The following is a 26,033-nucleotide window of genomic DNA, read 5'->3' on the forward strand; positions in this document are numbered from 1 at the left end:
AGCCAGGAGGTGGAGTCAGTGCCGCACGGAAGACGCGAAGCTCCACGCCAGCAGACGTCCGTCGGCTCCGATGGCCGCCGCGATGGATTTGTCCGGCGAGAGCGTCAGCCCTTCGAGGGCCACGTCCGCGCGGAGCGCCCAGAGCGGACGCCGCCCCCGGGTGGGGTTCCAACCACAGAACTGCCCGTCCTGCCCGGTGGACAGCAACAACTCGGAGCCCGCGCCGTCCTCGAGGAAGGCGAGCCCCGTCACCCGCTCCGAGTGGGCCTTCAGGAGATGCGGGCGCTGCTGATCGCGAACCCGGGCGCCCAACTCCCAGACGACGACCTGCTCGCCATCCCCGGTGGCCAGGAGGTTGCTGGCGGAGTTCCACGCCAGGGCGCGGACCTTCGCCCGGTAGCCCGGCATGTCATAGGAGTCGACCCTGGAGGAACGCAGGGCCCAGAGCCGGATGCTCGCGTCCTGCTTGCCCGCGGCGATGTACCGGCGGTTCGGACTGATGGCGACGGCGAGGACCGCGCCCTCCGCGTCGAGCGTCTCCAGCGGCCGCTTGCGGCCCGCCTCGAGCCGGTGGAGTCCTCCGTTGCACGAGGAGATGATGCCCGTGCCGCTCGCGCTCCACTGGATGGAGGTGACGGTGCTGGCATGCTGCTCGTAGCCGCCCTTCAGGGTGCCCCGGCGGGACCAGATGCGGACGGAGCGCCCCGCCGCCGCGGCGAGGTGGCCTCCCGACGGCGACCACTGGACGTGCTCCACCCAGGCGCCGCCAGCGTCCCAGGCGTGGAGCTCCCGCCCCGAATCCGGGTCGTGGACGCGAACCCGGCCGTCCCATCCTCCGGTGGCGAGCTGCTCGCCGTCCGGTGAGAAGCTCACCGCGAGCGTTCCGCCCTCATGTCCGGGCAGCTCCCGGAGCAGCGCGCCGGACCTCGCGTCGACGAGGACCACCGGGCCGCCGAAGGTGGCCGCCGCGATGCGGAGCCCCTCAGGCGAGAAGGCCACCGCGCTGATTCCCTCCAGGAGCTCGATATCGAAGAGCCGCATGGGCCCGCGGGCCCCCTCGCGCTTGCCTCTCGTGGATGCCATGGCCACCCTTTCCGACCTCACGTTCGTGCCCCGTGCGCTCAGCCCACGAGGGCTCGCAGCCCCGACACGCCCATCCACGCGCCGAGCCCGATGCCGAGCGCGCTGGTCGTCTTGAGAACGCGGGAGCGCCAGCGCTCCGAGTTCCGGACGACGAAGCCCAGGGGCAGTGACAAGAGGATGGTGAGCAGCACCATGCCCCCGGAGACCCCCACGCCGAACAGGAGGAGGAACAGGAAGGCGGCGAGCCGCTCGCGGACGGTGGTGAGCGCGAGGAGCGCGATGCCCGCGGAGCCCGCCAGACCGTGAACGACGCCCACCAGCACCACACGCCAGGAGTGAGGCCTCGTGTGCTCGGGGCTCTCGGGCAGCGGGCAGTCCGCATGGCGCCACTGCACGACCCCCAGCGCGACCAGCAGGACGGCGACGAGGAGCTCCATCACCGGCTCCCAGGCGTCCGGCACCGACAGCCGCCCGCCGACGAGCACCGCCCCGACCGCGAAGAAGGTGGACGAGTGGCCCAGGCTCCAGAGAAGCGCCGTGCGCACGGCCGCCCGGAAGCCCTGCCCGGACCTCAACAGCGAAGCGATGGCGCAGACGTGATCCGCGTCCGAGGCGTGACGAAGCCCGAGGACCAACCCGAGGCTCAGGGCACTTTCCAGCATGCGAGTTCCGAGGCGAGAGGGACACCTCAGTTATCGCACCCAACAATCTATTGCAACTCGATTACATCAACAATCCAATGCACCGCTGGCGGCAGCCTCCTCTGGCCACTCGGCGCCCGCCACCGGCTACCAGGGCTCAGCCACCGGCTCGACGAGGAGCTCCGGCGGGTGCTCCTGGGGCACCAGGTCACCCCGGTCCTGGGGGGCCCTGTCGAGTACTCGTTGACATGGAGCCAAGCGGGCTGCGAAGCAACCCCGTCCGACTTCGACCTGGAGCCTCCGCTGTCTACGTCACAACCCGAGCGCCCCTTCCTTCCGGACTTGTCGCGCCCCGCAACCCTTCGCTTCGTCTCCGTGAGTGCCGTCGCCATGGTGGTCATGCACCTGGCCATCTGGGGGTGGATCGCATTCCGGCGCCATCAGCCGTTCGGGCACCTCCTCACCTATTGGGACGCGAACTACTACACGGCCATCGCACGCGATGGGTACAGCGGTAACCTCTTCGCTTTCTACCCGGCGTATCCGCTCACCGTCGGGGCTCTCGCGAAGCTCCTGGGCGTCACCGAGATACAGTGGTTGGGCGCGGCGTTCTCCACCGTGATGTTCGCCCTGTTCGTCTTCGTCTGCGTCCGGGTTTCCCAACGGGACGATCTTCCGGCGAGGCTGACGCCGAACAGCCGGTTGGGCTGGCTCTTCTTCCTCTTCTCACCCGCGAGCTACATCTTCCACTCGCACCATACCGAGGCGCTGTTCCTGCTGCTGTCGTTCCTCTCGTTCTTCTTCAGCGGGACGAAGAGGCCCGCATGGGGAGGGCTCTTCGGCGCACTCTGCGCCATGACGCGCAACCAGGGCGTCTTCGTGGGAGCGATGACCGCGCTGCTGGCGGCCTGGGTCGAGACGGTGCCCGCCCGCCGGGTCCGTGCGTTCTTCGTCGCCGGAGGCCTCAGCCTGCTCGGGGTGCTGGGCTTCCTCACGTTCCAGACCGTCGTCGCGGGCTCGCCCTTCGCCTTCATGCAAGCCCAGAAGGGGTGGACGCACGTGGAATCGCTCGGTGGCGCACTGAGGACGCTCGTCTTCGGCAATCCCTGGCAGAGTACCGATCCGCACAATGTGCTCTGGTACGTCACGTGGTGGGTCCTCCTCGTTGGAGCCGTGATGCTCGCGCGTCGGCAGCCGGCCCTGGGCATCTACGCGGTGCTCTGCCTGTTGGTGCAACTGCTCCAGGGGGAGTTCGTCAACACCTTCCGGTTCGCGGCCCCGGTCTTCCCGCTGTTCTTCTTCCTCGGAGACGGATGCGCGCGGCGTCCCCGCTGGTTCCAATTCATCGCGGTGCTGGTCCTGTTCCTGCTCAACGTGTCCACCGCGCGGCACTACGGCCTGGGTGAATGGGCCTATTGAGGGACGCCCCGCGCTGGTGCCCACGGGCCTCCCGAGGCATCATCCCGCGCCCATGAGCGATACGAACGGCGACGGCCGCAGGTCATCCACGGGCGAGGTCCGCCCCGAGCTCGCGGAGCTCCGGGAGCGTCTCGCGGCGACCACGGACGCCGGCCGTCCGGACGCGGTCGCCCGGCGGCGCAAGACCGGCCAGCGCACGGCCCGGGAGAACATCGACGACCTCGTCGACCCGGGGAGCTTCGTCGAGTACGGAGGGCTCGCGCTCGCGGCGCAACGCTCGACCCGCTCCCTGGAGGACCTCATCCGGGCGAGCCCCGCGGACGGCCTCGTCTGCGGGCTCGGCACCGTCAACCGCGCCCTCTTCGATGACGAGCGCGCACGCACCCTGGTGATGGCCTATGACTACTCGGTCTTCGCCGGCACCCAGGGCCTCATGGGCCACCAGAAGCTCGACCGCATGCTCGCGCTCGCCGCGCAGTGGCGCGTGCCCGTGGTGCTCTTCGCCGAGGGCGGTGGCGGGCGCCCGAACGACACGGACACGCACACCGTCGCGGGACTGGACACGCCCAGCTTCCTGGCCTTCGCCTCGCTCTCGGGGCTCGTCCCCCGTGTCGGAATCGCCTCCGGGCGCTGCTTCGCCGGGAACGCGGCGCTGCTGGGCTCCTGCGACGTCGTCATCGCGACGGACAACAGCAACATCGGGATGGGGGGCCCGGCGATGATCGAAGGAGGCGGGCTCGGGACGTTCGCACCGGAGGAGATTGGCCCGGCGGATGTCCAGACCCGCAACGGTGTCATCGACATCCGCGTGCGCGACGAGGCGGAGGCGGTAGCCGTCGCGAAGCAATACCTCTCCTACTTCCAGGGCCCGATCTCCCCGGGCGCCTGTGCCGACCAGTCGACGTTGCGAGAGGCCCTGCCCGAGAACCGTCGCCGTGCCTACAAGATCCGGCCCATCATCGAGACGCTGGCGGACGCGGGGTCCGTGCTCGAGCTGCGCCGTGACTTCGGGCGAAGCCTGGTGACGGCGCTGGTGCGAATCGAGGGACAGCCGCTCGGGCTCATCGCGAACGATACGTTCCACCTCGGCGGCGCCATCGACGCGAACGCCTCCGACAAGGCCGCGCGCTTCTTCCAATTGTGTGACGCCTTCGGGCTCCCCATCGTGTCGCTGTGTGACACCCCCGGGTTCATGGTGGGACCGCAGGCCGAGACGACCGCCCTCGTGCGCCACGTCTCCCGCATGTTCGTGAACGCGGCCAGCCTCTCGGTCCCGTTCTTCACGGTCGTCCTGCGGCGAGGATACGGGCTCGGAGCGCAGGCGATGGCCGGCGGACACTTCCACGCGCCGTTCTTCATCGTGTCCTGGCCCACGGGCGAGTTCGGGGGGATGAACCTGGAGGGGGCCGTCCGCGTCGGGATGCGCAAGCAACTCGAGGCGATCGAGGACCCGGCGGCCCGCGAGGAGATGGCCCAGGCGATGATCGCCGAGGCCCATCGGCGCGGCAGGGCGATCAACATGGCCTCGCTCCTGGAGATCGACGCGGTGATCGACCCCGCGGAGACCCGCTCCTGGCTCCTCCGGGGCCTGCGCTCCGTCCCCCGTCCGGTGCGCGAGGGGCGGCGCAGGTTCATCGACACCTGGTGAGGAGGACGCGCGCCCGCCCTTCCCGATGGCAGCCAGGGAGAGGGCTCGCCCGTGCGCACGGACCCTGTTGCTCCCAACCGCGGGCGCCTCCACGTTGAGAAGGGAGTCCCCTACCCAGGGAGGTGGTCCGTGGAGGCGGGCACCTACCAGTTCGAGCCGCACACCGGGGAGGTCCGGATCCGCATCGAGGGCTTCAGCCTGTCCGATCTCTTCGAGGAAGCGGGGTATGCGTTGGCCGAGCTCATGCTCGGCGAGGAACGGCCGGAGACACCGCCCGACGCGCAGGAGGAGCATGTCACGCTCGAGGCGTCGGATACCGAGGCCCTGCTCGTCGACTGGCTCAACGAGCTCATCTCCCGCGCGGACGCGCGGAAGCAGGTCTACACGGACTTCACGGTGGACGAGCTCTCCGAGCGGAAGCTGCACGCCCGCATCCGCGGCTTCACGCCCCCGGTGCTCAAGACCGCGGTGAAGGCCGCCACCTTCCATGGGTTGGAGATCCACGAGCACGAGGAGTGCTTCATCGCCACCGTCGTGCTCGACGTCTGATCCCATCGCGGCCCCGGCCGCCTCGAGGCGAGCATGGAACCCACCGTCGAAGTCCAGCAGCGGCTCTCACCGCTCCTTCGCCAGATCGGCCCGGCCCTCTACGAGCTGGACCCGAGCTTCCGTGAGGACATGCGCGTGCCGGCCCGGATCGTCGCCGACGAGGAGCTGCTGCGGGAGATGTCCCAGGACCACAGCATGCTCCAGCTCGTCAACGTGACGACGCTGCCGGGCATCCAGGGCTTCGCCATCGGCATGCCGGACATGCATGAGGGCTACGGCTTCCCCGTGGGCGGCGTAGCGAGCACCCTGCTGCCCCATGGGGTCATCTCGCCAGGTGGAATCGGGTTCGACATCAACTGCGGCGTGAGGCTGCTCTCCACCGGGCTTCTCCACGGAGAGGTGGAGGCGCTCCTACCAGCCCTGGCCCACGACCTGGCCCGGAGCATTCCCACGGGCTTTGGTCGTCACGGCCGGCTGTCCCTGGACCTGGAGCAGCTCGAGCGGGTCCTCGCCGAAGGGGTCCCCTACGTGGTGGACGTCCTGGGACTGGGGACCCGGGAGGACCTCCCGAACATCGAGGCGGGCGGCCACCTCTCCGGCGCCGATGCGTCCAGGATCTCCGTCCGGGCAAGGGAACGGGGGCATGATCAACTCGGGACGCTCGGGGGCGGCAATCACTTCATCGAGGTGCAACGCGTGGAGCGCATCTACGACCGGGAGGCGGCCGAGGCGTTCGGGCTGTTCGAGGGGCAGCTCACCGTCCTCATCCACACCGGCTCACGCGGGCTGGGGCACCAGGTCTGCACGGACGCCGTACGGGAGATGGATCGGGCATTGGCCCGGGAAGGCATCCGGCTCGTGGACAGGCAGCTCGCCTGCGCACCGTTCTCGTCACCCGAGGGACAGGACTACTACGCGGCCATGTGCGCCGCGGCCAACTTCGCCTGGTGCAACCGGCAGGTGCTCACCCACCGGGTGCGCGAGGTATTCAGCCGGAGGCTCGGCTCCCAGCCCGAGTGCTGGCCGCGGATTGTCTATGACGTGGCCCACAACATCGCCAAGGTGGAGACGTACGGAGGGGAGCGACTGTGCGTCCACCGCAAGGGCGCGACGCGGGCGTTCGGCCCGGGGAACGCGGAGCTGCCCGCGGCCTACCAGCAGGTCGGCCAGCCGGTGTTCATCCCCGGCAGCATGGGCACGGCCTCCTTCGTGCTGGCGGGGCGGAGCGAGTCGCGAGCCATCTCGCTCAGCAGCGCCTGCCATGGTGCGGGCCGGCGGATGAGCCGGGCCACCGCGAAGCGGCAGGTGGTCGGCGCGGAGCTGCGCAAGGAGCTGAATGCCCGGGGCATCATCGTGGAATGCCCCTCGAACGCGGAGCTCGCGGAGGAGGCCCCCACCGCCTACAAGGACGTCGATCGGGTGGTGGACACGGTGGAGGCCGCGGGCATCGCCCGGAAGGTGGCACGGCTGGTGCCCCTTGCGGTGCTCAAGGGCTGAAGGTCCCGGTGTCGTGTGGGTCAGGGCAACAGGTTGACGACATCCTTCACTTCCTTGGGGGCGGCTTTGGTCTCTCCGAGCGCGCCCGTGTAAGCGCCCAGCGCCATGGAGAAGGGATTGATCCTGCCACCCTTCAGGGCCCCGAAAACGCCCTCGGCGACCCCCTTCCAGGTCTTGAGCACTCCGCCAAATCCCCCTTTGAGGGCCCCCAGGAACCCACCCTCCGAGTCACCAATCCCAGTCAGGACATTGCTGAGACCCGGGATGAACCACAGCTTCTTGCCAACCTCCCCGGCGAACCACTGGAAGTTGTCCTTGTTGCTCCCGTCCTTCTTGACATGGGTGTCGGACGTGACATCCAGCCGATGCTCGGCGTTCAGAGCGCCGTAACCCTTCTCAGCGAAATCCTTGAGCAATCCGGCTTCTGTTCCATGCCTGGCATCTCCATCCTTGGTGATGCCCTCGATATTGCCGTCTCCCCGTCCGTCCCGGACCTTGTTCGACCGATCCTCACCGTCGGCGGTCATGGAGCTGTCGATGTACTCCAGCACCTTGGCCAGCCGGTAGACGGCATCGGGATTCTGACGAGAGTCCGTCAGGGCGATCTTGGGGTCGACTCCGGTCTGCTTGCAGAGCTGCTCGAACTTGATGTCCTTCTGGCGGCCAAGCTTCGACAGGACGGGAGTGTCCTTGACGATATCCGCCGCCGATCGGGTGTCCCCCGGCGGCCTCGTGTCCTTGGGCCCGGGGATTCTCGTCCCATCGGCCGCGGTGCTGGAGGATTCATCAAATGAATCCTCCTTCGCGGCCGCGGGTATGCCGGAACTTCCACCCTGGATGCCACCGGCATCGAACCCATCCACCACTCTGCCAAGACGCGCAGCGGCGCCCAGGGAGCCACCGGAATCCACCGCCCGCGCGATTCCCGGGGCCTCCGGAGAGGAGGGCTGAGTCCTGGCGGCTGAATCGACCGGACTCGAGGCCAGTCGAGCCCTGGCGATCAACGCGCTCGGGCCCTGAGATTTGATGATGTACATGTATCCACCCAGTTCAGTATTGCGGAGGCGCATTGCCTGCGGTTTCTGGCCATGCGCGACTGCAGAGCGCATGCCACGCAGCGGGCGGTGGAAGTCCTTGATCTTCCAGTGCGGGCGCCGCCCCACGGAGCTCGCGGCGAGCTCCGCCCTGGTGACTGCAGTCACCAGGTGGTGACTCGGGTCACCCGGCAGGGACTTGGAGCCTGGGGCCTCGGGACGCGCCCGAGGACGGCAACTCACAACAACCTGTACAGCGACACCGATGGCAGCGCGTGGCCGAACCCGACCTTCTCGTAGGCGCGCCGGGCCGGGGCATGGCTGGGGTCGCCGCCCGTGCTCACCGTGGCCACCTTCATGCCGGCGCTCTTCATCCGCTCCAGGACGAATGCGTACATGGCGGCGCCGAGGCCCTGGCCAGCATGAGCCGGATGCATGGCGTTCAGGCCGATCTCGCCCACCTGCTTCTTCTCATCGAGCGAGAAGGTGACGAAGCCCACGACCTCATCGCTGACCGTGAGCACGAGGACCTGATGACCCGAACCCGTGCCGCATAGCGTCTCGAGCAGCCGGGACTGCTCCGCGTCCGCGTCCGAAAAGGCCCTCTCGCCGATCTCCTCACCGACGATGTCTCGAAAGGATTGGAAGACCGGCCTGAAGGCGAGCTGCCTGAGCTCCTGCATGGCCGGCAAGTCGGCCGGCCGGAATGGACGAATGTCAAAAGGCTGGTTCATGCAAACCTCCCACCTGGCGGGACCCGTCACGGGCAGCTCTTCAAAAGTCGGGATCGGCGAAGAACACGGCCACCCAACACCAGGTAGCCGTGCGACCGCCGCTCGGAAATCCCGCTCGGAATGGAGCCCTGCCCGATGAACGCGTCAAGCACGGAGCCAGGCTTCGGCTTCCGCCCGGGAACGAACGAACCGCACCAGGGGGTGCGATCGATGTTCGTAGGCGAGCTCCTTGAAGCGCTCGCCGTGGGCTTCCGGATGGGGCACCACGAGCGCCACGCGCAGCCGGTAGTTCACGAACTTCTGAAGAAACTCGCCCGCCAACCCACTGCGAAGGTTGAAGAACTCCGGAGAGAGGTCCTCCTCGGTGAAGAGGATTCCTTCCGCCCCAAAGCATGCGCCGACGGCGTCGGTCACGTCCCGGACGGTTCGGATGGTGATGCCTGCTTCGGAGGCAACGACGACTCGGCGCTCTTCACTCATGGGTTCTCCTCTCGGCTACGGGTCTGGATCAATGACCGATCCAGCGGACGGGGCCAACCTCCGGCGGCTGAATCCGCTTGGCGCGGCTCCGCGGCTACGTCCAGTCCTCCTTCGACGCTCTACCGTGAGCCGTTCGCGAGCGGGCTTCCCCCCGGCAGCACCGCCGTGGGCTCCTCGCTTCCCGCCTGGGAGGGCATGTGCTCCAGCCGGGTCCCCTGCTCCGCGCTCCGCGGAGGAACCCGGCCCCCCTTGAGCGCGAGGGCTTCCTGCACCAGGCGGCCCAGCTCCCGCTGTCCATGGGGATGGGGCGCGAGCTCTCCCGTCAGGGCACAGAGTTGCTCGCGCAGCCGCTGGCCCCGGTCCGTGCGGTCCGCCACCTGCCACTGGAGCAGGTCCATGATGGCGGCATCCAGCGCGGGCGGCACGTCCGGGCGGTGGACCGAGGGCGGCACGAGGAAGGGCGGCGGGGAGCTGCGCACCGTGTCGGAGGCATCCTCCCCCTGGAAGACGCGCCGTCCCGTGAGTGCCTCGTGCAGCGTGAGGCCGAGCGCGAAGAGATCCGCGCGCCCGTCGAAGGCGTGGCCCCGGGCCTGCTCCGGAGACATGTACCCCAGCTTGCCGCGCACCCGGTCCGCCCGGGTGAGGCGGACATGGATGGCCGCGCGCGCCACCCCGAAGTCCCCCAGCTTCACCTCGCCGATCCGTGACAAGAGGATGTTGGGCGGATTCACGTCCCGGTGGACGAGGTTCAGCGGCACACCGTCGCTCGCGGTGCGCCGGTGGACATAGTCGAGCGCCTCACCCATCTCCGCCCCGATGTAGGCCACCACGGCCAGCGGCAGCGGTCCGTGGCGCTTGATCAGCTCGCGCAGGGAGAGCCCCTCGATGAACTCCATGGCCATGAAGTAGGTGTCCCCGAACCGGCCCACGTCGAGCACCTGGACGATGTTGGGGTGGTTGAGCAGCGAGCCCAGCTCCGCCTCCCGGCGGAACAGCGTCACGAAGTCCTCGTCCTCGGCGTAGGCCGGGAGGATGCGCTTGATGGCCACCACCTTCTCGAAGCCGCCCTCCGGGCTGTAGGTGGCACGGAACACCTCCGCCATGCCTCCCACCCCCAGCCGCTCGTGGAGGAAGTACTTGCCCACCAGATCCTTCTCCCGCACGGCGTGCAGTGCCTCCTCGGCCCTGTGCGTGAGGTAGCCGGCCACGAGCGCCGCCAGCCATCCGATGATGAAGTAATAGGCGGCCCGCAGAACCACGAGCGGCGCCGTGAGCATCAGGGGAACGGGCTCGGTCAGCCGGGGCCAGGCCAGCAGGAAGTAGAGCAGCACCGTCTGGGCGGCCACGAGACCACCGGCGAAGATGGCCAGGCTGCGCTTGCCACGTAGCGCCGCGAGCACGATGGTCGCGCTCCAGAGGACGGACATGGGGTTGCCCAGCGCCTGCTCGGCGGTCGCGAAGAGCGTGTCGCAGACGAAGAGGAACGCTCCGGTGGTGGTCTCCAGGCCGATGTTGACCCAGTGGACGGCGGGGTGGAACCAGCCTCGCCGTAGCAACCGGGACAGCCCCCCGTAATAGACGGCGAAGAAGGCACACAGGCCCGCGACGGACAGGGCGCGGGGCCAGCCGATGAGGGGGGTCATCCCGAGCGTGGAGACGACGAAGATGCAGGACACCCGGCTGATGAACCGGGTCACCGTGGCTTCGCGGGCCACGGCGTCCGCCCGGAAGTGCTCGGCGAGCAACTGCGTACCGAGCGGCGCCGCGCTACCTGGAGGGGCGGAGTGAGGCATGGGGGACCGCATTATCTTGCAGCCGTGGCGGCAAGGCGAGTGTTGTCCCTCCGTGGCACGGGGGGCGAGCGCGGCGGTGGGAGAGCTGGAGCCCTCACGGCGGCTCGCCTTCATCCAATCGCACCTGCACGAGGACGCGCGGCGGGCGCGAATCTGGACGGGCGCATGGGGCGCCAGTTACTCCGTGCTGACATTGGGCCAGCTCACGCTGGCTCCCCTCTTCGCTCCGGCGGAGCAGCCGGACTTCTACGTGGGCGCGATCTCCTCGGTGGGGGGCGTGGCGGCGCTGCTCGCGGTGCCCCTGGCCGTGATGGAGGACTCGCCCACGCTCGACGCACTGGCCGCGCGGCAACAGGGGCCGGTGGACTGCGAGGTGCTCGCCGAGGCCGAGCGGCTGCTCGTCCGGAGTGCCCGGAGCGAAGAAGAGGGACGGAGCTGGGTGATGCACGGAGCCAACGTCCTCTACAACGTCCTCACCGGGCTGGTGCTGGGGCTGTTCTTCGACCGCTGGCCCTCCGCCGCGATCACCGCCGCCACCGGGTGGCTGCTCGGTGAGGTGATGATTCTCACGCAGCCCACCGGAGCCCAGGACGCGCTCCGCGCCTACCGTGAGGGAAAGGCGCTCTCCGAAGAGGGCCAGGCCGCGCTCGACTGGCACGTCAGCGTGGCGATGGCGCCCCACCACGTCGGCCTGCGGCTCCGGCTCGCCTTCTGAGTGGGAGGCCCTCCGCCCTCCCCGCCCGCGGCCTGAGCGGGCGTGTGCCCAAAGCGGGCCTACGGGAGCTGGAGCTCGAACGCGCCGATGTCACACCGCGCGCCCGACGGCCTCGGAAGCCCGCGCTGATCGGTCGAGAGCAGAACGCCGGTTGCATCGACGCACCCCGCGGGATCGCCGCCGTCGACGGCGGGGCTCTCCGGCTCGATCGGCAGCGACGGGACCGGACCGCCGTGGTCTCCGGATGCGCCGAACAGGGGATCGTGCCCGACGAGGTCGGTCGAGGCGAGCGTCATCCCGACGCACGCGGTGACATCGCCGAACAGGTTGTGGCCAGACGACGTCGTCGTGGACAGCGGCCCCCGCAGCGGACAGTCCGCACCGCCCGGCGCGTCGTTCCGAGCGAGGATCGTGTTCCGCAACCGGACGACGGCCGCCCGGTAGGATGGCGACGTGGGCGGCTCGCCAAATTCGAAGATCGTTCCGAGCGGTCCGTTCGTCTGGTTGAGCGCGAGCGTCGCGTTGCTCAGGTCGACGAGCACGTCGCTCCCATCGCGGTTGAACAGGTTCAGGATCCCGCCGTTCACCGCCGACCGGGCCTGAACCACGTTCTCGGAGATCGTGCTGTTCGTCGCGGAGAGCGTGAACAGGCGTCCCGCGGCGTGCCTCGGCACGTACAGCATGAAGAGACCGCCTTGCACGGCGTCGGTCGCGAGCGAGGTCCCGACGCGGTTGCGGCTCACGTCCGTGCGGACGAACGCGATCTCGCCGTCCGGATCCGGGTCACCGGAAGATCCGGACGTGGACGCCAGGTAGAGCAGGCCGCCATGGACGACGCCCGGATTCATCGTCGACCCGCCGTCGACGCCGGACGTGATCGTGTTGGCGCGCAGGACCGAGTCCACGATCGCGACGTGTCGGGCCTCCTCGAGATGGAACAATCCGCCTTGCGTCAGGCCTCGCGAGCTGGCAACGGCGTTGTCCACGAACGTGGAGCTCGCGAGCGTGACGACGACGGGCGAGGTCCGCGCGAGATACGCGTAGAGAAGCCCTCCGGACACGCCGTTCGTGCTGGCAACGGTGTTCCCCTCCACGCGCGTTCCCTCGACCGCAAGCGCGCCAGGCAGGAGCGGCGTCGTTGTCGCGCGGCTCCAGTAGAAGTGCACCAGCCCGCCCTTCGAGCCGTACTGCGCGGCCGACGTGACGGCGTTCGAGTGGATGTCGCAGTCCTTGAGCCGCAGCGTCCGGACGGCCGAGAGCAGCCCGCCGTCGAGGTTGTCGCTCGTCGTCACGACGTTCTCGGCGATGGTCACGTCTTCGAGCTCGAGCGACTCGTCGACCTCGGACGGGGACGCGTACTCGTCCACGCGCACGAGCCCGCCCTGGACCCACCCGTTCCGCATCGTGTTCCCGATGAGCTGCCCACCGGACATCTTCAGCGTGCCTTCGCGGACGTACAGAACGCCGCCAAGCAGCTGGCCGCCGGAAGACGCGGTGACCTCGAGCCGGTTGTTCGCGAGGCGATTGCCCGCGAGACGGAGCGAGGTCTGCTTCGCCATCACCGCTGCCCCGCCGACCCAGATCCCCGCCTTGCCGACGTTTCCCTCGAACGTGACCCCGTCCGCGTGGAGCTGCGCGTGCTCCTGGAGGTAGATGCCCGCGCCGTACGCTTCCGACTCCGCGACGAGTTCGTTGAATGAGACCTCCGAGTCCGCGGAGAGGGTCACGGTGGAGCCCCACGCGGCGATGCCGCCGCCGTGGGCACCGCTCCCGGCGTTCTCGACGCGGTTCTGGTGGATGCGGGAGCGGCGGACGTCGATCGCACCGCCGGCACTGAAGACGCCGCCTCCCTCCATCGAGCCGGCGACGCGGCTCCCATTCGACGCCCGGTTACCGGCGATCTCGCTGTCCTCGATGGTCACGCTGCCGCCGTCGTTACAGACGCCGCCGCCGTAGTTGAGGCCCGTCGAGCTCGCCTCGTTTCCCGTGATCGCGCTCCCGCCGACATAGAGCTCTCCGGAGTTGTAGATCGCGCCGCCGAAGGCACGGGGCCCGCCGCGGTTGACGTTCTCGGAGATGATCGACGAGCGAATCTCCATGCGATGCTCGTTCATGATCGCGCCGGTGTTGAGTCCGATGTTCCGCGTGACGGCGACGCCGTCGAGCGTGGCCGTTCCCCGGTTGTAGACGGCGGAGCCGGCGAATCCCGGGGCGCCGGGCACTCCGGCGTTGCCACGGATGGTGAGGCTCGTGATGCGCAGCGTCGCGCTGGGCTCGATCTGGAACGCTGGCGGTCCGCCGCTCTCGACCACGGAGCCGTCGAGGGACGAGCCCCGGACCTCCACGGCGCTCTTGCCGCCCATCCGGGCGAGCTCGACGCGGATGGGGCCACGAAAAAGGCCTTCCGGCAGCGCGACGACTTCGCACGCCGGGTTGTCGACGAGCGCCTGCACCGTCTCGCCCGCGCCAAGGGGGCACGTTCGGCCCGAGCACGCCACGCGGCCCGTCGTTCCTCCCGTGCACCGGTTGCAGGTATCCACCTGCGCGGTGCCGCCCCAGATCCCGGCGCAGTCCTGGGTACAGGCGGTCTGGCCGGTGGTGCCGCCCGTGCACACGCCGCAGCGGTCGACGGAGGCGGTGCCGCCCCACACGCCCGCGCAGTCCTGCGCGCAGGCCGTCTGGCCGGTGGTGCCGCCCACGCACGCGCCGCAGCGGTCGACGGAGGCGGTGCCACCCCACACGCCCGCGCAGTCCTGGGTGCAGGCCGTCTGGCCGGTGGTACCACCCGTGCACGCGCCGCAGCGGTCGACGGAGGCGGTGCCGCCCCACACGTCCGCGCAGTCCTGAGTACAGGCGGTCTGGCCGGTGGTGCCGCCCACACACGCGCCGCACTGGTCAGTGGAGGCGGTGCCACCCCAGACCCCCGCGCAGTCCTGCGCGCAGGCGGTGTTGCCGGTGGTGCCGCCCACGCACGCGCCGCAGCGGTCGACGGAGGCGGTGCCGCCCCACACGCCCGCGCAGTCCTGCGCGCAGGCGGTCTGGCCGGTCGTGCCGCCCGTGCACACGCCGCAGCGGTCGACGGAGGCGGTGCCGCCCCAGACCCCCGCGCAGTCCTGCACGCACGCGGTTTGGCCGGTGGTGCCGCTCACGCACGCGCCACACTGGTCGACGGAAGCGGTGCCGCCCCACACGCCCGCGCAGTCCTGCACACACGCGGCCTCACCCGTCGTCCCGCCGACGCAGCGGCCGCAGTGGTCGCGAACCGCTTCGCCGCCCGCGACGCCGGCGCAATCCGTGGCCGGCGCCTCGACCCTGCAAGCTGCGTCGCACCCGTCGCCATCGCGCCGGTTGCCGTCGTCGCACGCCTCTCCGCCTTCGATAAGGGCGTTTCCGCACAAGGCGTCGTCGCCTCCGTCGGAGGAGCACGCGAACGCGAACAGGGTGATTCCGCAGAGGACCGCGAGCAGCGGCCGGGACGTGAAGCACATCGGTTTTCCCCCCGGTGAAACGAGGTCGGTTCGAGCCAGGCGCGCAACGTAGCACCAATGCCGATCAGATGGCCCTGCCCAGCGTATGGCCGAGCAGGTTGAAGCCCAGGAACGCGGGCGTCGCGTCCGGAGGAATCTGGAGCGACTCCACGTCCAGCGCGTGGACGACGATGTAGTAACGGTGCTTACCACTCCCCGGAGGCGGTGCCGCTCCAAGGTAGCGCTTCATCCGCGCATCGTTCGGAAGCTGGAACGCACCCGGAGGCAACTTCGAGCCGTCTTCCGTGTCGGCCCCCGTGGGAAGGCTCGTCACGCTCGCGGGAATGTTGACCACGGCCCAGTGCCAGAAGCCGCTCGCCGTGGGCGCGTCGGGATTGTACATGGTGACAGCGAAGCCGCGCGTGTTGACGGAAAGCCGCTCCACGACAGTTGAGGGGAAACGTCCTGCCCCCCACCGCCGAAGATGCCGCTGCGCTGTGCCTCGGGCATCGGCTCACCGTCACGGACGTCCGTGCTCCGCAGGGTGAAGCTCGCGGCGGCGGGAAGGGCCGCATGGGGATTCGTCTTCAAGGGGATGCCTCCTGGGTTGAGGCCGGTGCACGCGCTCGTGCACGCGGCGACCAGCATGAATGAAACAGCGAACATCGTAGGGAAAGGCCGCCGGGGCGGTCGTGGTGGTGGTGGGGCAACCCATCCAGCAACGACACTGGGACGGGCCCCGTTCCCAGTCCGAGGGCCCGTACCTGGCCCATCAGCTCCGGATGAGGAGGTCGCTCCTCGCTCTGGACCGTACTCCTTCTGCTGGGGCTCTCCTGCGAGAAGATGCCTCGCCAGGAGGAGCACGTGAGGTGTCAGGGAGGCCGCATCCAGACTGAGTGCATTCCACCTGGACAGCTCCTCCAGGGCTCGAAGTTCCCGGCGACGGTTGACATGAGTGGGTGCCAGGTACGCGAGGAAGTATCCAACTCCTGCTGTGAGAAGGCGCAGAGCGGCCCCACGATGATGGATGACCCGTGCTGCTACGTCTTCTGCGCGGGCTCCTGCGGCTAGCGGTCATCTCACCGCCGCAGAGTGACCAGGATCACAGACAGCACTCCCCTTCGCTTTCAACATGCGCCCTACCTCGTCACCCCTAGCCTGGGAGCGCACGCCCATGTCCAGTGCCTGGTCACAGCTTGAAGATGTTGGAATCACGGTCGTCACGAAGAGCGACGCGGAGTACGGCAAGGCCCGGAGGAACTACAACACCCGATTCAGCCGCTATCCCGCCGCCATCGCCTTCTGCGAGAACGCCGAGCAGGTGAGTGCCGCGCTCATGTTCACGCGGAAGAACCAGATGCCTTTCCGCGTCCGCAGCGGACGGCACAGCTACGAAGAGCTGTCGCTCATGGACGATGGCTTGATCATCGATGTCAGCAAGCTGAAGCAATTCAAGGTGAACCAGACCGAGCAAGGCAACTACGCCGTCGTCGGCGCGGGGATGCGGCAGGACGAGGTCTACCAGCACGTCAGCGCGGAGGGCTTCGTCTTCCCCGCGGGTACCGCCCCCAGCGTTGGCGTGTCTGGAGTCGCCCAGGGTGGCGGCATCGGCATGCTGAGCCGGGCCTTCGGTCTGACCCTTGACAACATCGTGAGCATCCAGCTGGTCAAACCTTCCGGAGCAATCGCCGTGCTCACCGCCGATTCCCCGGTGCCAGACAAGGAGCTGTTCTGGGCCCTGCGCGGGGGAGGTGGTGGCAACTTCGGCATTGTCACGGCGTACACCTTCAAGCTCCACCAGGTCCCGGAGCTGACGGTCTACGAGATGCGCTGGAAGTATGATCAGTTCATCGACGTCATGCGCTACTGGCAGCAGTGGGCGCCTGACACCGACCGTAACCTGACCTGCCAGCTCACCTTCGAGCCCCGCGATACCTTGGACGAGAACGGCAAGCCACGGGAGGTCCATTCGGAGGGTCTGTTCATCGGGAGCCCCGAGGCGCTGGCGAACCTGCTCGAGCCCTGGGTCGAGACCGTGCCTCCGCTGGACGGCTACCCCCTCATGGAGCGCAAGAGCTTCCATGAAACCACCGAGTTCTTCGCCGCCTTCGACAGCGCGCCGCACCCCTTCAAGACGACCGGTGCCTTCGTGTACGACAACCTGCCAGAGGAATCGCTGAAGACAATCGTCGACCGCCTCGACAATGCTCCCAGCAAGCAGTGTGCGCTCTGGATGCAGAGCTTCGGGGGCGCCTTCGCGGACCCAGCCCCCGAGGACACCGCCTTCTTCCACCGGAAGGCCCGCTTCATCCAGGAGTACGTGGGCGCTTGGACCCCCGACACGCTCCTGGGCATGAAGTGTGCCCGGTGGGCCGAGGGCTTCCGCAGCGCGCTGGCGGAGTACACCCGGGGCACGTACGTCAACTTCATCGACCTGAGCCTCTCCACGCCTGGAAAGGAGAAGGCCCAGCAGCCCTACCTGGAGCTGTACTACGGCGGGAACGTGCAGCGGCTCCGGGAGATCAAGACCCAGGTGGATCCCGACAATGTCTTCGATTTCCCGCAGAGCATCCCGCCCCTTCCGAGAGAGCCGGACGGCTCGCGGTAACAGTCTCCCCCCTGTGAGCCAACCTCTCCGGGGTGTACGCCGCGTGGCGCCTCAAGCAGGCCTACCCGGAGAAGAAGATCGCGCTGTTCGAGTACAGCAACCGCATTTTCCCCATGGAGGCCGACGGCGGGAGCAACAACCTGATGTACCTGCGGCACCGGCAGCTCCGGGTGAAGGACTTGAATGACCCGGCCAAGGTGCCCTACCTGCTGAACCCCGAGCTCAGGCGGCCTGGAACTCCATCGGCTACACCACCGGGGCCTGCCTCGGCGTGGGATTCGGGGATCCAACCCGGCGCGCGGTGGTGTTCACCGGGGATGGAGGATTCCAGATGGTGTGACAGGCGCTCTCCGACGTGGTGCGCGCCCGGCACGGCACGATCGTCTTCATCTTCGACAATGGGCTGTATGGCATCGAACAGGCCTTCGTGAACGTGAAGTTCTTCACTCGGCGCGAGGCCCCGGAGGACTTCAATCTGCTGCACGGGTGGAACTACGCCAAGCTTCCCGAAGTCCTTGGCGGAGGCTGGGGCACCACCGTGCACACGATGCCGGAGTTGGAGGCCGCCCTGGAGAGAGCCAAGGCGAACACGGGACAACGCTCTCTCATCGCGCTCAAAATTCCCCGCGACGACATCACCCGGCAAATGCTGCAACAGGCCGGAGGCTGAGTGGCGCGTCCGCTCGGAGTACGGTGCGCACGGTCCGCCGCCTGGACAAGGTTTGAGGCCCGTCCCACCCGCCTTGAGCGACATCAACGCGGCGGGCAACCTCTATTTGGAGGCGGCGGGAATCGAACCCACGCCGGGCGGTGCGAAACTTCCAGCAGAATCGCGCCCTTACCCCGTAACCGCCCGGAATGATTGGGAGTCGATATCCCGCCGCGTCCCCTCCTGTCCCGCCCCGTTCCGGCCCATTCCGCACGCTCCTGCGACATACGTGCAACATGGCAGGCCCCTGCGGGAACCGGTCAGCCGCCCAGGACGCAAACGGGGGATGTGTCGGGCCCGACGCTCACCCGGGCATGCGATAACGCCACGAGCCAATTCCGGCAGGGGGACATGTGCCTCCCCAACAGCCGAGCAGTCGCAGGATGCTGGACCTGGAATTGGCGCGACCGGCGGCTCCGAGAGGTGTCCAACAGCCTCTTAGGAAAGATGGAGGCGCTCTTTGGGGTGGCCGGCGAGTGCACCAACCCCGAAGAGGGACGCTTCGGTGACTAGATGCGGACGAACCTAGTCTTCATCAATGCAAGGAAATGAATTTAGCCATGTCGATGCCTGGGAGTAAACTCTCGGCGGCAGGGCGCAAATGCTCCAGAGTGGGTGGCGTCTGAATTACAGCTTGCGAGCGGATAAATGTCTCCAGCATCTCGCCGTGCTTCCTGTAATACCACTTCGCTTGAATTAGGAATGCGAGTTGAGGGGCCTTCAGCGTGGCAAAAAACATCTCAAGATTCTGAAGACTAATTGCCTCTGCCGGACCAAGCCCAAGCTCTTGCAGTAGGCCTGCATGCTCGGCGTAATCATTGAAAGCAGCCCCATCGGGACAGAAGATCTCGTCGAAGCAGACAATCGAAACGAACTTTTTGGCCTTTGAGAGACCTGGGGTCTTGGTCCATATGTCGCTACTGATCGTGTGCGCACATTGCCGATAGGCTGAGTAGATTCGCGACCAAATTTCAACAAGATCTTCCGGGGATACAACCGACTTGGCAAGAGCGCTCCCCAGCGATGTCTTCGACTCGATGACGATTGCGACCTCGCCCGCCATCACAATAAAGTCGGCATGTTTCTTGGAACCATCTGCAATTTCATCCAGTTTGTAGACATTTTCCTTCCCGCACGTCAGCGTCAGGAAGTCAAAGATGTAGTCGGATAGGCAATCTCCAAGATCTGCGCGAGGATCTTTCCCCTGCTCAGGAGCGAGGCCGCATATGGCATCAATACAGGACGATTGAATCCTCCAAAGCAGATGAGGCGGCGACGGGCAGAGATAGCCTTTGGCAGACGTTGGCCAGCCACGAAAGGAAGTGTCTAGCTGTATCAAAGGGAGAGACACAAGGGGGTGGGGAGCGTACTTTCGGTACGGCTCTGGGAAATCGCTCAACACGCCTCGATGCCAATCAGTGAAGCCTGTGCAGCCCCGAGAGACTCTATTGGTGACGAGAGCCAGTGCATCAGTGTCGAGATTGAGAGTTCGCGCGACCTCGGCATCAACGAGGAGGGATTGCTCGCTTATGAGGCCAGGAGTCTTGTTGTCCCCTGTGGCGAGGATGGCAAAGCCAGCACGCAGTTGATCCCTCAGTTCGATGTTCATCGCACGCCGAAGGCGATCTAGCAACCCTCTGCCGTACTTCTCGTCGAGACGCTGAGCAAGGATCCAGGTGCGCAGTACGCCTTTCAAATCCACTGACTTGAAATCCCACTGAGAACGCAAGGTGCGTATGAACGTCAACCTTGCTGCATGTCCGCGAATGATTTCGGGTGGCGGAATGTGGCTCTTGAAATCTTCATCGTTCTGAAGAGCATTGGTGAACCGTGGCAACTCTTCCTGGTTGAAGAAGGCTGGGTCAGACACACTGTCCGTGACGCCTAGAAATTCCCCGGCAAGTTCAAGAAGTTCATCGTCCGTGATTGCGACTCGATCGCTCGTGGCCTGACAGAGGCCTGCCGCAATTGCTGAGATTCTTCCCAGGTACGCTCGGCCGATGTAGTAATCATTTTCTCTTCCTTTAGGGGGGGCTTCGCCCTTCCACAAAGTCCAGAGAATTTTGGATGCGCCAAGCAAAAGACTGGTCTTATCTCTCCTTGCGATGGCGTCGGAGAAAGCCTCGTACGTTAAGTTCTTGTGGGGTCGCGACTGGCCCACGGCGACGCCCAAAATGTTCTGAATCGTGCTGTTGTCGTCTTCAATGCTCATGATGACCACTCGTTGTGCAAACAGGGAGGTACAGCCTGGTCGTCAGTTGGCGTCTTCTTGGGCGATTGTGCATCGAAGAGTGAGAATTGGCGAGGCTCTGCGGTCGAATGTCCCAGCGTTGCCCGCGAGAGCGCGCCCGCTGGCCCCGCTACCGCCCTGCGAGTCCTCCACAGGCCCGAGCTGCGGCTGCCGTGTGCCGCTCCCGCATTGTCCCGAGCCCCAGCAGCCGCGCCACTGGGGCGCCTGGCGCGCTCCAGGTGCGCGCCTCACCGTTTCACCGGCCCGGGACACGGGGCGTACAACCTAGCGCCCTGTTGCCTGCACCACGCGCGAGGATGAACTGCCCGCTGCGTTGGCGCTCGCCCTGGCCCGAGCTGCGGCTGCGGCACCCGTCCCCCTTCCGTGCCCCCGGCGCGCTCGTTCGTAGCTATCGGGGCGCGCTGTCATACTCCGACCGGCCCCACCAGGACCCGCTAGGTCCTAGCTCCAAGGGAGGACCGGCCATGCGTCTCCGAGCGTGCTTCGCACTTCTGCTCTTTCTCTCAGCCTGTACGACGACCCCCCCAAGCCCAAGAGAGCCAGCGGCCCGCGACCCGAGGCTCGCCAACCTCCAGCGAGCGGCGAAGCTGCCCTGGACGGACGGGGGACAGTGTGCCGTCCGCGAAGCTTCTGAGCCCTGGCCCGTGCTGGCGGAGCGGTGCTTTTATGCCCTCGACCATGACCGGGTTCGGTTTCGGGACATCACGGGCAGATGCGCCGTCGCCTCCGCAGGTGCGGCAGTGGGCGTCGGACTCTGTGTCTTGGCGGCACCGGAGATCATCGTGGGAGCGGTGATCGTCGCGGGCGTGGTGGTGGTGGGATTCGCCATCAAAGAGGCGCTGGATGCGCATGCGCTGGATATGGGCCACCCCGAGGTAAGGCCCGCGCCAGAAACGCGGCCCGTGCCTGAAACAGCGCCCGCCCCGCAGAAACCCTCGCCGGAAAAAAGGCCCAAGCCGGAGCCCAAAGGGCCGGACTTCCCTCCCGTGGGGCCAACCGACATCTCTGAACGAGAGCGACGTCGCAGGTGCGAGCCCATACCGGAACCGCATGCGGGCGAGGATGACGCGCATAACAGGTGCGCCGACCAATTTCCGCCCAACCGTTATCCCGGAATGGATGTGTTCGTGGGCGGCGTGAGTTTCGATGCACTGCAAGTCGGCGTGCGTGTGCTGTGGGAGATCAAGACTCACCGATTTGACGCATACCCTGACTTCATTCAAGACAAGGAAATCAAGAAGGAAATGAAGCAATTACGCAAGCAGCGCGACGCTGCGCGAGACTGCGGATACGACTTCGTTGTTGGGGTCAGCACCGAGGAGCATAAGGCCGCGCTGCTGCGAGAGGATCAGTTCCTTAAAATCGTCGTCACAGGATGCAAACGATGACTACGCGAAAGAAACTCGGCATTATCGTCTATGCTCCTGCTCTAGTGGGCAACGACAGTCGCACGCTCGCTATTGTCCAGGGAATGGAACGAGCGCTCCCCGATTTACGCATGGAGTGGGAGGTTTCTGAAGATGGGCGCCTCATCTCGTTGCCGCAGCGCGATACATGGCTCATTGAGGGGACCAAGGACGGGGAATTCCCTCTGGTGTGCAACGGCGATGAGAGCTTTCCGGTGACGGTTTATGGGTTACAAACATCCGCCCGCCACTCCCCTGGCGGTCAACCGCTGCTCGATGTCCACGCAAAGCTGCCACTAGACGCAGCCGTTATCGCGGCAGCGGCGGAGATGCTGGAGGGCATAGCGGAGGGTGCTTGTGCATTCTGGGGGCGTGCGACGCCAGACGACGCTGCGGGGGACATCGCGCACCAGACAGCCCCCACGCTGGAAGGGCCGCCGTCCCCACGTCGGGGACTTCCTGCCCTCAAGCTCCCAGAACAGATCCGCTCGCCCGAAATTCCCTATTACCTCGGGTGGCTGAACTACTGGTCGCCCGCTTCCGCAAAAGCCATCGGCTTTCCGGACCCGGCCCGCGACGCGGAGCTGCTGTCACGCGCACGGCGTACCGCGACGGGCGGGTGGGTCGTGCAACTCACCGATGCGCCGCTCGACCTGGACAACCCTGCTCACCTGGACGCGCTTAAACGGGCCTACGAGCGCTTCCCGGAGATCGGCGGGCGCGCAGCCCCTTGAGGCTCGGCACGGCTCGCGCTGGCCGTGCTCAGGGCCCCTTCGCTTTGCCCTCGGGGAACGTGACGCTCTCAAGGGTGACGGTGCGCGGCCCGGTTGCCTCCCACAGCTTGAGGGTGCAGGGGCAGCCGAGCTGCGCGCGCTCCCCCTCGATGCCCACCACGACGGCACCGGCCCCATTCGCGGGAATGGGCGCCTCTTGCCACCGGGCAAGCTCCACCTCTTCCCCCGCCTTGTCCACCAGCGCCGCCCCTGCGAGCGTCCAGGGCTCGGCACCGGGGTTCTTGAGGGCCAGTCGCACAGCCACGCTCACCGGGCGGGTCTCGTCGCTGAGCGTGTAGCTGAAGCTCTTCGTCGCTTCCAACCCGAGCGCGTTTCCCGGCTGCTCCCTCACCGACCCGAAAAGCGGCCTCGATGCGAGGGTCCCGGCACGCTCCAGCCATGCGACCCCCATGAGCCCCCCCGGCTCCTCACGCTCGGCCAGAAGCCGCGCTTTGTCCTCCTGGCACTGGCGCGCTTCGGCCTGTGCCTCGTCACGCTCATTCTTGAGCACGTCGGGCGGGCGCGGCTGCCGGAACACCACCACCCGGCGCGTCCCTCTTGACGCATGACCCACGAGCCAAAAGCTCGCGCTCGCCGGTGCCGCGCCATCCGCGAAGCGCACCGTCACCTTTACCCGCTCCCCCGGCAGATAGTCCGCCTTGGGAGTGGCGTAGAGACTCAGCCCGTCTTGCCCGAGTGCCCAATGCGCGAGGCGTTCCCCTGGCTGAAACTCCACTGCCCCCACAGCAACGCGGGAATCAAAGACGAAGGTCGTCGTCTCGTCCGCGCTAGCGCACACCTCCGGCGCTCCCTCCGGGGCCGCTGCCGCCAAGTCAAAGCGAGCTGTCGCTGCGCAGCGGGGACGGGGGGGCGGTTCTGCGGCTTGCGCGGCGCCAGCGAGCAGGGAGACCACCAGGACGGCAGCGGGAGAAGAGGGCAGCATGGGATCTCAGCCTCAGAGCGGGGCAAGCCTAGAACCGGGTCGGCCAGTGGAGTTGAAAGCGCGGGTATACCTTGGCATTGCCGGGCTTGCTTCCGGGGTCGAGGCAGACGCCCAAGCCAGAGCCGCAAACGTAAATCTTGCCGCGTTCGTCCACAAAGGGCGTCTCAAGATCCAGGCCAATGACCAGACACACGGGCACAGTCCCCGCGCCGGGAATCTGCGCCTGGGTGAAGGTACCGAAGAGGCGCTCCTCCCCAAGCTGCAACGTGCCAAGAAGCAGCGTGTTTTCGGGTAACCCATCCACGCTCTCCACTCGGAGGGTAGCGGGACCCTCTTTGACCCTGGCCACCTCCCCGGGCTCGTGCTTGTACCCCTTCAACGTGGCAAGCCCCCGTGACTTGACGTGAAGCCTCTCGTGGGTCTCCTGCCAACCCTCGGGGCAGGAAATCGCGGGGGGCTCGGGGCGCACCTGGGAAGCGGGCGCGGTGCATCCCCCATCGAGCAGCGCACAGACCGCCACGGCTGCGGGCTTCACCGGCAGGCGGAACCCTGCACCTTGCGTCTGCGTTTTCGTCGTTTCGTTCTTGGGCGTCTGAGCGGACGTGCGAGCCATAGCGTTAGCGGTAGACGCGGGAAGTTGAGCCCCAACGGGTGCCGCGTCTCCTCCAGGGAGAGATTCCAGCGGCTTTGCATCGGGCGCCACTTCACGACCGCTCAAGCCTGCGTCGGTCGAGATGGGGGCGGGTGACGTGGACGGTAGCGCCTCGCTCATGCGGCTCGAAGAGCCAGGCCCCCACAAGTCCGCGCCAACGGACAGGGCAACGACGGCCACCGTCAACACTGCCCCAACGACCCCGAGACGCCACGCTGCGCGTTGAGGGGGTGGATCTGCTGCAGGCTCGAGTTCGCGTGCTGGCGGCACCGGGGCGCTCATTACGGGCGGCTCGTGCTCCACTGGAGCCGGGTCCACGCGCGGCGCGTCCACCTTGGGGCGTTTGTCCTGGTTCGCGGCTGCGGCCGGGGGCCGGGGGCCTGCTACCGCAGCAGGCACGACGAGCACGGGTGCCGCGTTCGGCGAGGGCTGCCCGCGCCGGGGGCGCCGCTTCACCAGCTTTAGAAACATGCGCCGCTGTTCGTTTGGCTCCTGCTTTGCCGGGTCATCGAGCGTCGTGGTCGTCTGCGGATCAAGCGGATCCACGAGCGGCGGCTCCCAAGTAGCGGCGTTCTCAGCGTTGGACAGGGACTCATTCAGAGCCGCACACAGTGTCGCAACCAGCGGGAAGCGGTCCTCTGGCTGCTCCGCGAGCATCTTCATGCACAGCAGCGAGGCGGCCAGCGGCACGCGGGGGTTGATGACGTGCGGCGCTTCGGGCCGCTGAGTCAAGATACGCTCGCGCAGTCCGTCCAGGCGCCCTTCATCCGTGCGCTCGCCAAAGGGCAGCGCATCCGTCAGCAGCCAGTAATAAGTCACGCCCAATGCCCACATCTCATCAGCGGGCCCGTACTCGTATTGACCCGTGCCGTCCGGGTTGGCGCGCTGAAAGCGTATCTGCTCGGGAGAGCGGAATTCCTCTGTCCCGGGCGGGAGCTGCGAGCCGGTGACAGTCGGGGCACTGGCCAGAGAACCAATCCCGAAATCAATCAGGATCGGGCGCTCGCTCCCTTCCCGAATGACGATGTTCTCCGGCTTCACATCGCGATGAAACACACCTGCCGCGTGTACCTCCCCGAGCGTCAATGCCGCGTCCAGGATGATGCGCGTCGCCTTCCGCGCCGATGGGTTTCGCTTGTAGGCAAACGTCCAAAGCGTGTCCCCCGGCACGTATTCCATCACGATATAGGGATGGCCGATAACCGGGTCCGGCCAGAAATCCGAACCCACGTAGCGGACGACGCCGGGGTTCTCCAGGTGAATGAGAATGCCGATCTCACGCTTGCCCCGCCCGTCCAGCTTGGGGATTAGAAGGAGCTTCAACGCGAAGAAGCAGCCCCCGCGCTCGACCTTGTAGACGATGCCGAGGCCCCCCGCGCCCAAGAACCCCACGACCTTGTAATCTCCGATCATCTCGCCGATGTCCGGGTGCCTGAGTGTCAGTCCCACGCTCTACCTCACCTCGTAGATGGGGGAGCGTACCATGACCGCAAGGATGCGGCTTTCCCGGCGGGACCGGGGCGGCAGGTGGACCCCTCCAAAGCTCGCGACCGCTCCAAACAAGTCGGAAACAAATATTGCACGGGTCTTCGGTACGTCGAGTGGGCAGGGTCGAGGAACCGAGGCCGTGC

The 26,033-nt window shown here is 67.1% G+C and carries 19 protein-coding genes and 1 pseudogene; 9 read left to right on the top strand and 11 right to left on the bottom strand.

Annotation, left to right across the window (positions count from 1 at the left end; all coding sequences use genetic code 11):
* Positions 1-15: 15 nt before the first annotated feature.
* Both JQX13_RS42410 and JQX13_RS42415 read right to left on the bottom strand, forming a co-directional pair.
* Complete coding sequence (locus tag JQX13_RS42410; RefSeq protein WP_203405101.1) at positions 16-1,083, bottom strand: WD40 repeat domain-containing protein; 1,068 nt, start codon at positions 1,081-1,083, stop codon at positions 16-18.
* A 38-nt stretch (positions 1,084-1,121) separates the two neighbouring features.
* Positions 1,122-1,745: a HupE/UreJ family protein gene (locus tag JQX13_RS42415; protein WP_203405102.1), complete on the bottom strand. Its 624-nt coding sequence runs from the start codon at positions 1,743-1,745 to the stop codon at positions 1,122-1,124.
* 369 nt (positions 1,746-2,114) lie between these two features.
* Between JQX13_RS42415 and JQX13_RS42420 the strand changes: the two genes are divergently transcribed.
* The 4 genes from JQX13_RS42420 (at position 2,115) to JQX13_RS42435 (ending at position 6,837) form a co-directional block, all read left to right on the top strand.
* Entirely contained in the window at positions 2,115-3,143 is a 1,029-nt protein-coding gene (locus JQX13_RS42420) for a mannosyltransferase family protein (RefSeq protein WP_203405103.1), read from the top strand.
* Between the two features lie 52 nt (positions 3,144-3,195).
* Complete coding sequence (locus JQX13_RS42425; RefSeq protein WP_203405104.1) at positions 3,196-4,791, top strand: acyl-CoA carboxylase subunit beta; 1,596 nt, start codon at positions 3,196-3,198, stop codon at positions 4,789-4,791.
* Positions 4,792-4,920: 129 nt separating this feature from the next.
* Entirely contained in the window at positions 4,921-5,340 is a 420-nt protein-coding gene (locus JQX13_RS42430) for an archease (RefSeq protein ID WP_203405105.1), read from the top strand.
* A gap of 33 nt (positions 5,341-5,373) precedes the next feature.
* The gene (locus JQX13_RS42435) at positions 5,374-6,837 is read left to right on the top strand and encodes an RtcB family protein (RefSeq protein ID WP_203405106.1); all 1,464 of its coding nucleotides are present in this window, start codon (positions 5,374-5,376) and stop codon (positions 6,835-6,837) included.
* A gap of 20 nt (positions 6,838-6,857) precedes the next feature.
* On the opposite strand, the gene JQX13_RS42440 is transcribed toward JQX13_RS42435, so the two are convergent.
* From JQX13_RS42440 to JQX13_RS42455, 4 genes are all read right to left on the bottom strand, one after another.
* Complete coding sequence (locus JQX13_RS42440; protein ID WP_239014187.1) at positions 6,858-8,000, bottom strand: hypothetical protein; 1,143 nt, start codon at positions 7,998-8,000, stop codon at positions 6,858-6,860.
* A gap of 110 nt (positions 8,001-8,110) precedes the next feature.
* Entirely contained in the window at positions 8,111-8,605 is a 495-nt protein-coding gene (locus JQX13_RS42445) for a GNAT family N-acetyltransferase (protein ID WP_203405107.1), read from the bottom strand.
* 144 nt (positions 8,606-8,749) lie between these two features.
* Positions 8,750-9,085 carry a DUF4180 domain-containing protein gene (locus JQX13_RS42450; protein ID WP_203405108.1) on the bottom strand — a complete coding sequence of 112 codons (336 nt, stop codon included), beginning with the start codon at positions 9,083-9,085 and terminating at the stop codon, positions 8,750-8,752.
* Positions 9,086-9,204: 119 nt separating this feature from the next.
* A complete protein-coding gene (locus tag JQX13_RS42455) occupies positions 9,205-10,878 on the bottom strand; it encodes a serine/threonine-protein kinase (protein ID WP_203405109.1) in 1,674 nt (557 codons plus the stop codon).
* Between JQX13_RS42455 and JQX13_RS42460 the strand changes: the two genes are divergently transcribed.
* Positions 10,877-11,593: a hypothetical protein gene (locus JQX13_RS42460; protein WP_203405110.1), complete on the top strand. Its 717-nt coding sequence runs from the start codon at positions 10,877-10,879 to the stop codon at positions 11,591-11,593. The genes JQX13_RS42455 and JQX13_RS42460 overlap by 2 nt on opposite strands.
* A gap of 59 nt (positions 11,594-11,652) precedes the next feature.
* Here JQX13_RS42460 and JQX13_RS42465 read toward each other — a convergent pair whose 3' ends face one another.
* Positions 11,653-15,081 carry a choice-of-anchor Q domain-containing protein gene (locus tag JQX13_RS42465; RefSeq protein WP_203405111.1) on the bottom strand — a complete coding sequence of 1,143 codons (3,429 nt, stop codon included), beginning with the start codon at positions 15,079-15,081 and terminating at the stop codon, positions 11,653-11,655.
* A 64-nt stretch (positions 15,082-15,145) separates the two neighbouring features.
* Positions 15,146-15,463: a YbhB/YbcL family Raf kinase inhibitor-like protein gene (locus tag JQX13_RS42470; protein WP_239014188.1), complete on the bottom strand. Its 318-nt coding sequence runs from the start codon at positions 15,461-15,463 to the stop codon at positions 15,146-15,148.
* Positions 15,464-16,234: 771 nt separating this feature from the next.
* Here JQX13_RS42470 and JQX13_RS42475 point away from each other — a divergent pair.
* Both JQX13_RS42475 and JQX13_RS42485 read left to right on the top strand, forming a co-directional pair.
* Complete coding sequence (locus tag JQX13_RS42475) at positions 16,235-17,668, top strand: FAD-binding oxidoreductase (RefSeq protein WP_203405113.1); 1,434 nt, start codon at positions 16,235-16,237, stop codon at positions 17,666-17,668.
* 271 nt (positions 17,669-17,939) lie between these two features.
* Positions 17,940-18,338: pseudogene (locus JQX13_RS42485) on the top strand (thiamine pyrophosphate-dependent enzyme).
* A 574-nt stretch (positions 18,339-18,912) separates the two neighbouring features.
* Here the strand turns inward: JQX13_RS42485 and JQX13_RS42490 are convergent.
* Complete coding sequence (locus tag JQX13_RS42490; RefSeq protein ID WP_203405115.1) at positions 18,913-20,589, bottom strand: hypothetical protein; 1,677 nt, start codon at positions 20,587-20,589, stop codon at positions 18,913-18,915.
* A gap of 503 nt (positions 20,590-21,092) precedes the next feature.
* On the opposite strand from JQX13_RS42490, the gene JQX13_RS42495 reads away from it, so the two are divergent.
* Positions 21,093-22,016 (top strand): DUF6310 domain-containing protein, encoded by a 924-nt coding sequence (locus tag JQX13_RS42495; protein WP_203405116.1) that lies wholly within the window; start codon positions 21,093-21,095, stop codon positions 22,014-22,016.
* Positions 22,013-22,768 carry a DUF5953 family protein gene (locus JQX13_RS42500; protein WP_203405117.1) on the top strand — a complete coding sequence of 252 codons (756 nt, stop codon included), beginning with the start codon at positions 22,013-22,015 and terminating at the stop codon, positions 22,766-22,768. Before JQX13_RS42495 ends, JQX13_RS42500 begins: the two co-directional genes overlap by 4 nt.
* Before the next feature lie 28 nt (positions 22,769-22,796).
* On the opposite strand, the gene JQX13_RS42505 is transcribed toward JQX13_RS42500, so the two are convergent.
* Together JQX13_RS42505 and JQX13_RS42510 are read right to left on the bottom strand one after the other, a co-directional pair.
* Positions 22,797-23,750, bottom strand: a complete 954-nt coding sequence (locus JQX13_RS42505; RefSeq protein ID WP_203405118.1) for a DUF2381 family protein — start codon at positions 23,748-23,750, stop codon at positions 22,797-22,799.
* 28 nt (positions 23,751-23,778) lie between these two features.
* Positions 23,779-25,851, bottom strand: a complete 2,073-nt coding sequence (locus tag JQX13_RS42510; protein ID WP_203405119.1) for a serine/threonine protein kinase — start codon at positions 25,849-25,851, stop codon at positions 23,779-23,781.
* Positions 25,852-26,033 lie beyond the last annotated feature (182 nt).

The organism is Archangium violaceum (genome assembly GCF_016859125.1).
GTDB classification, from domain to species: Bacteria; Myxococcota; Myxococcia; order Myxococcales; family Myxococcaceae; genus Archangium; species Archangium violaceum_A.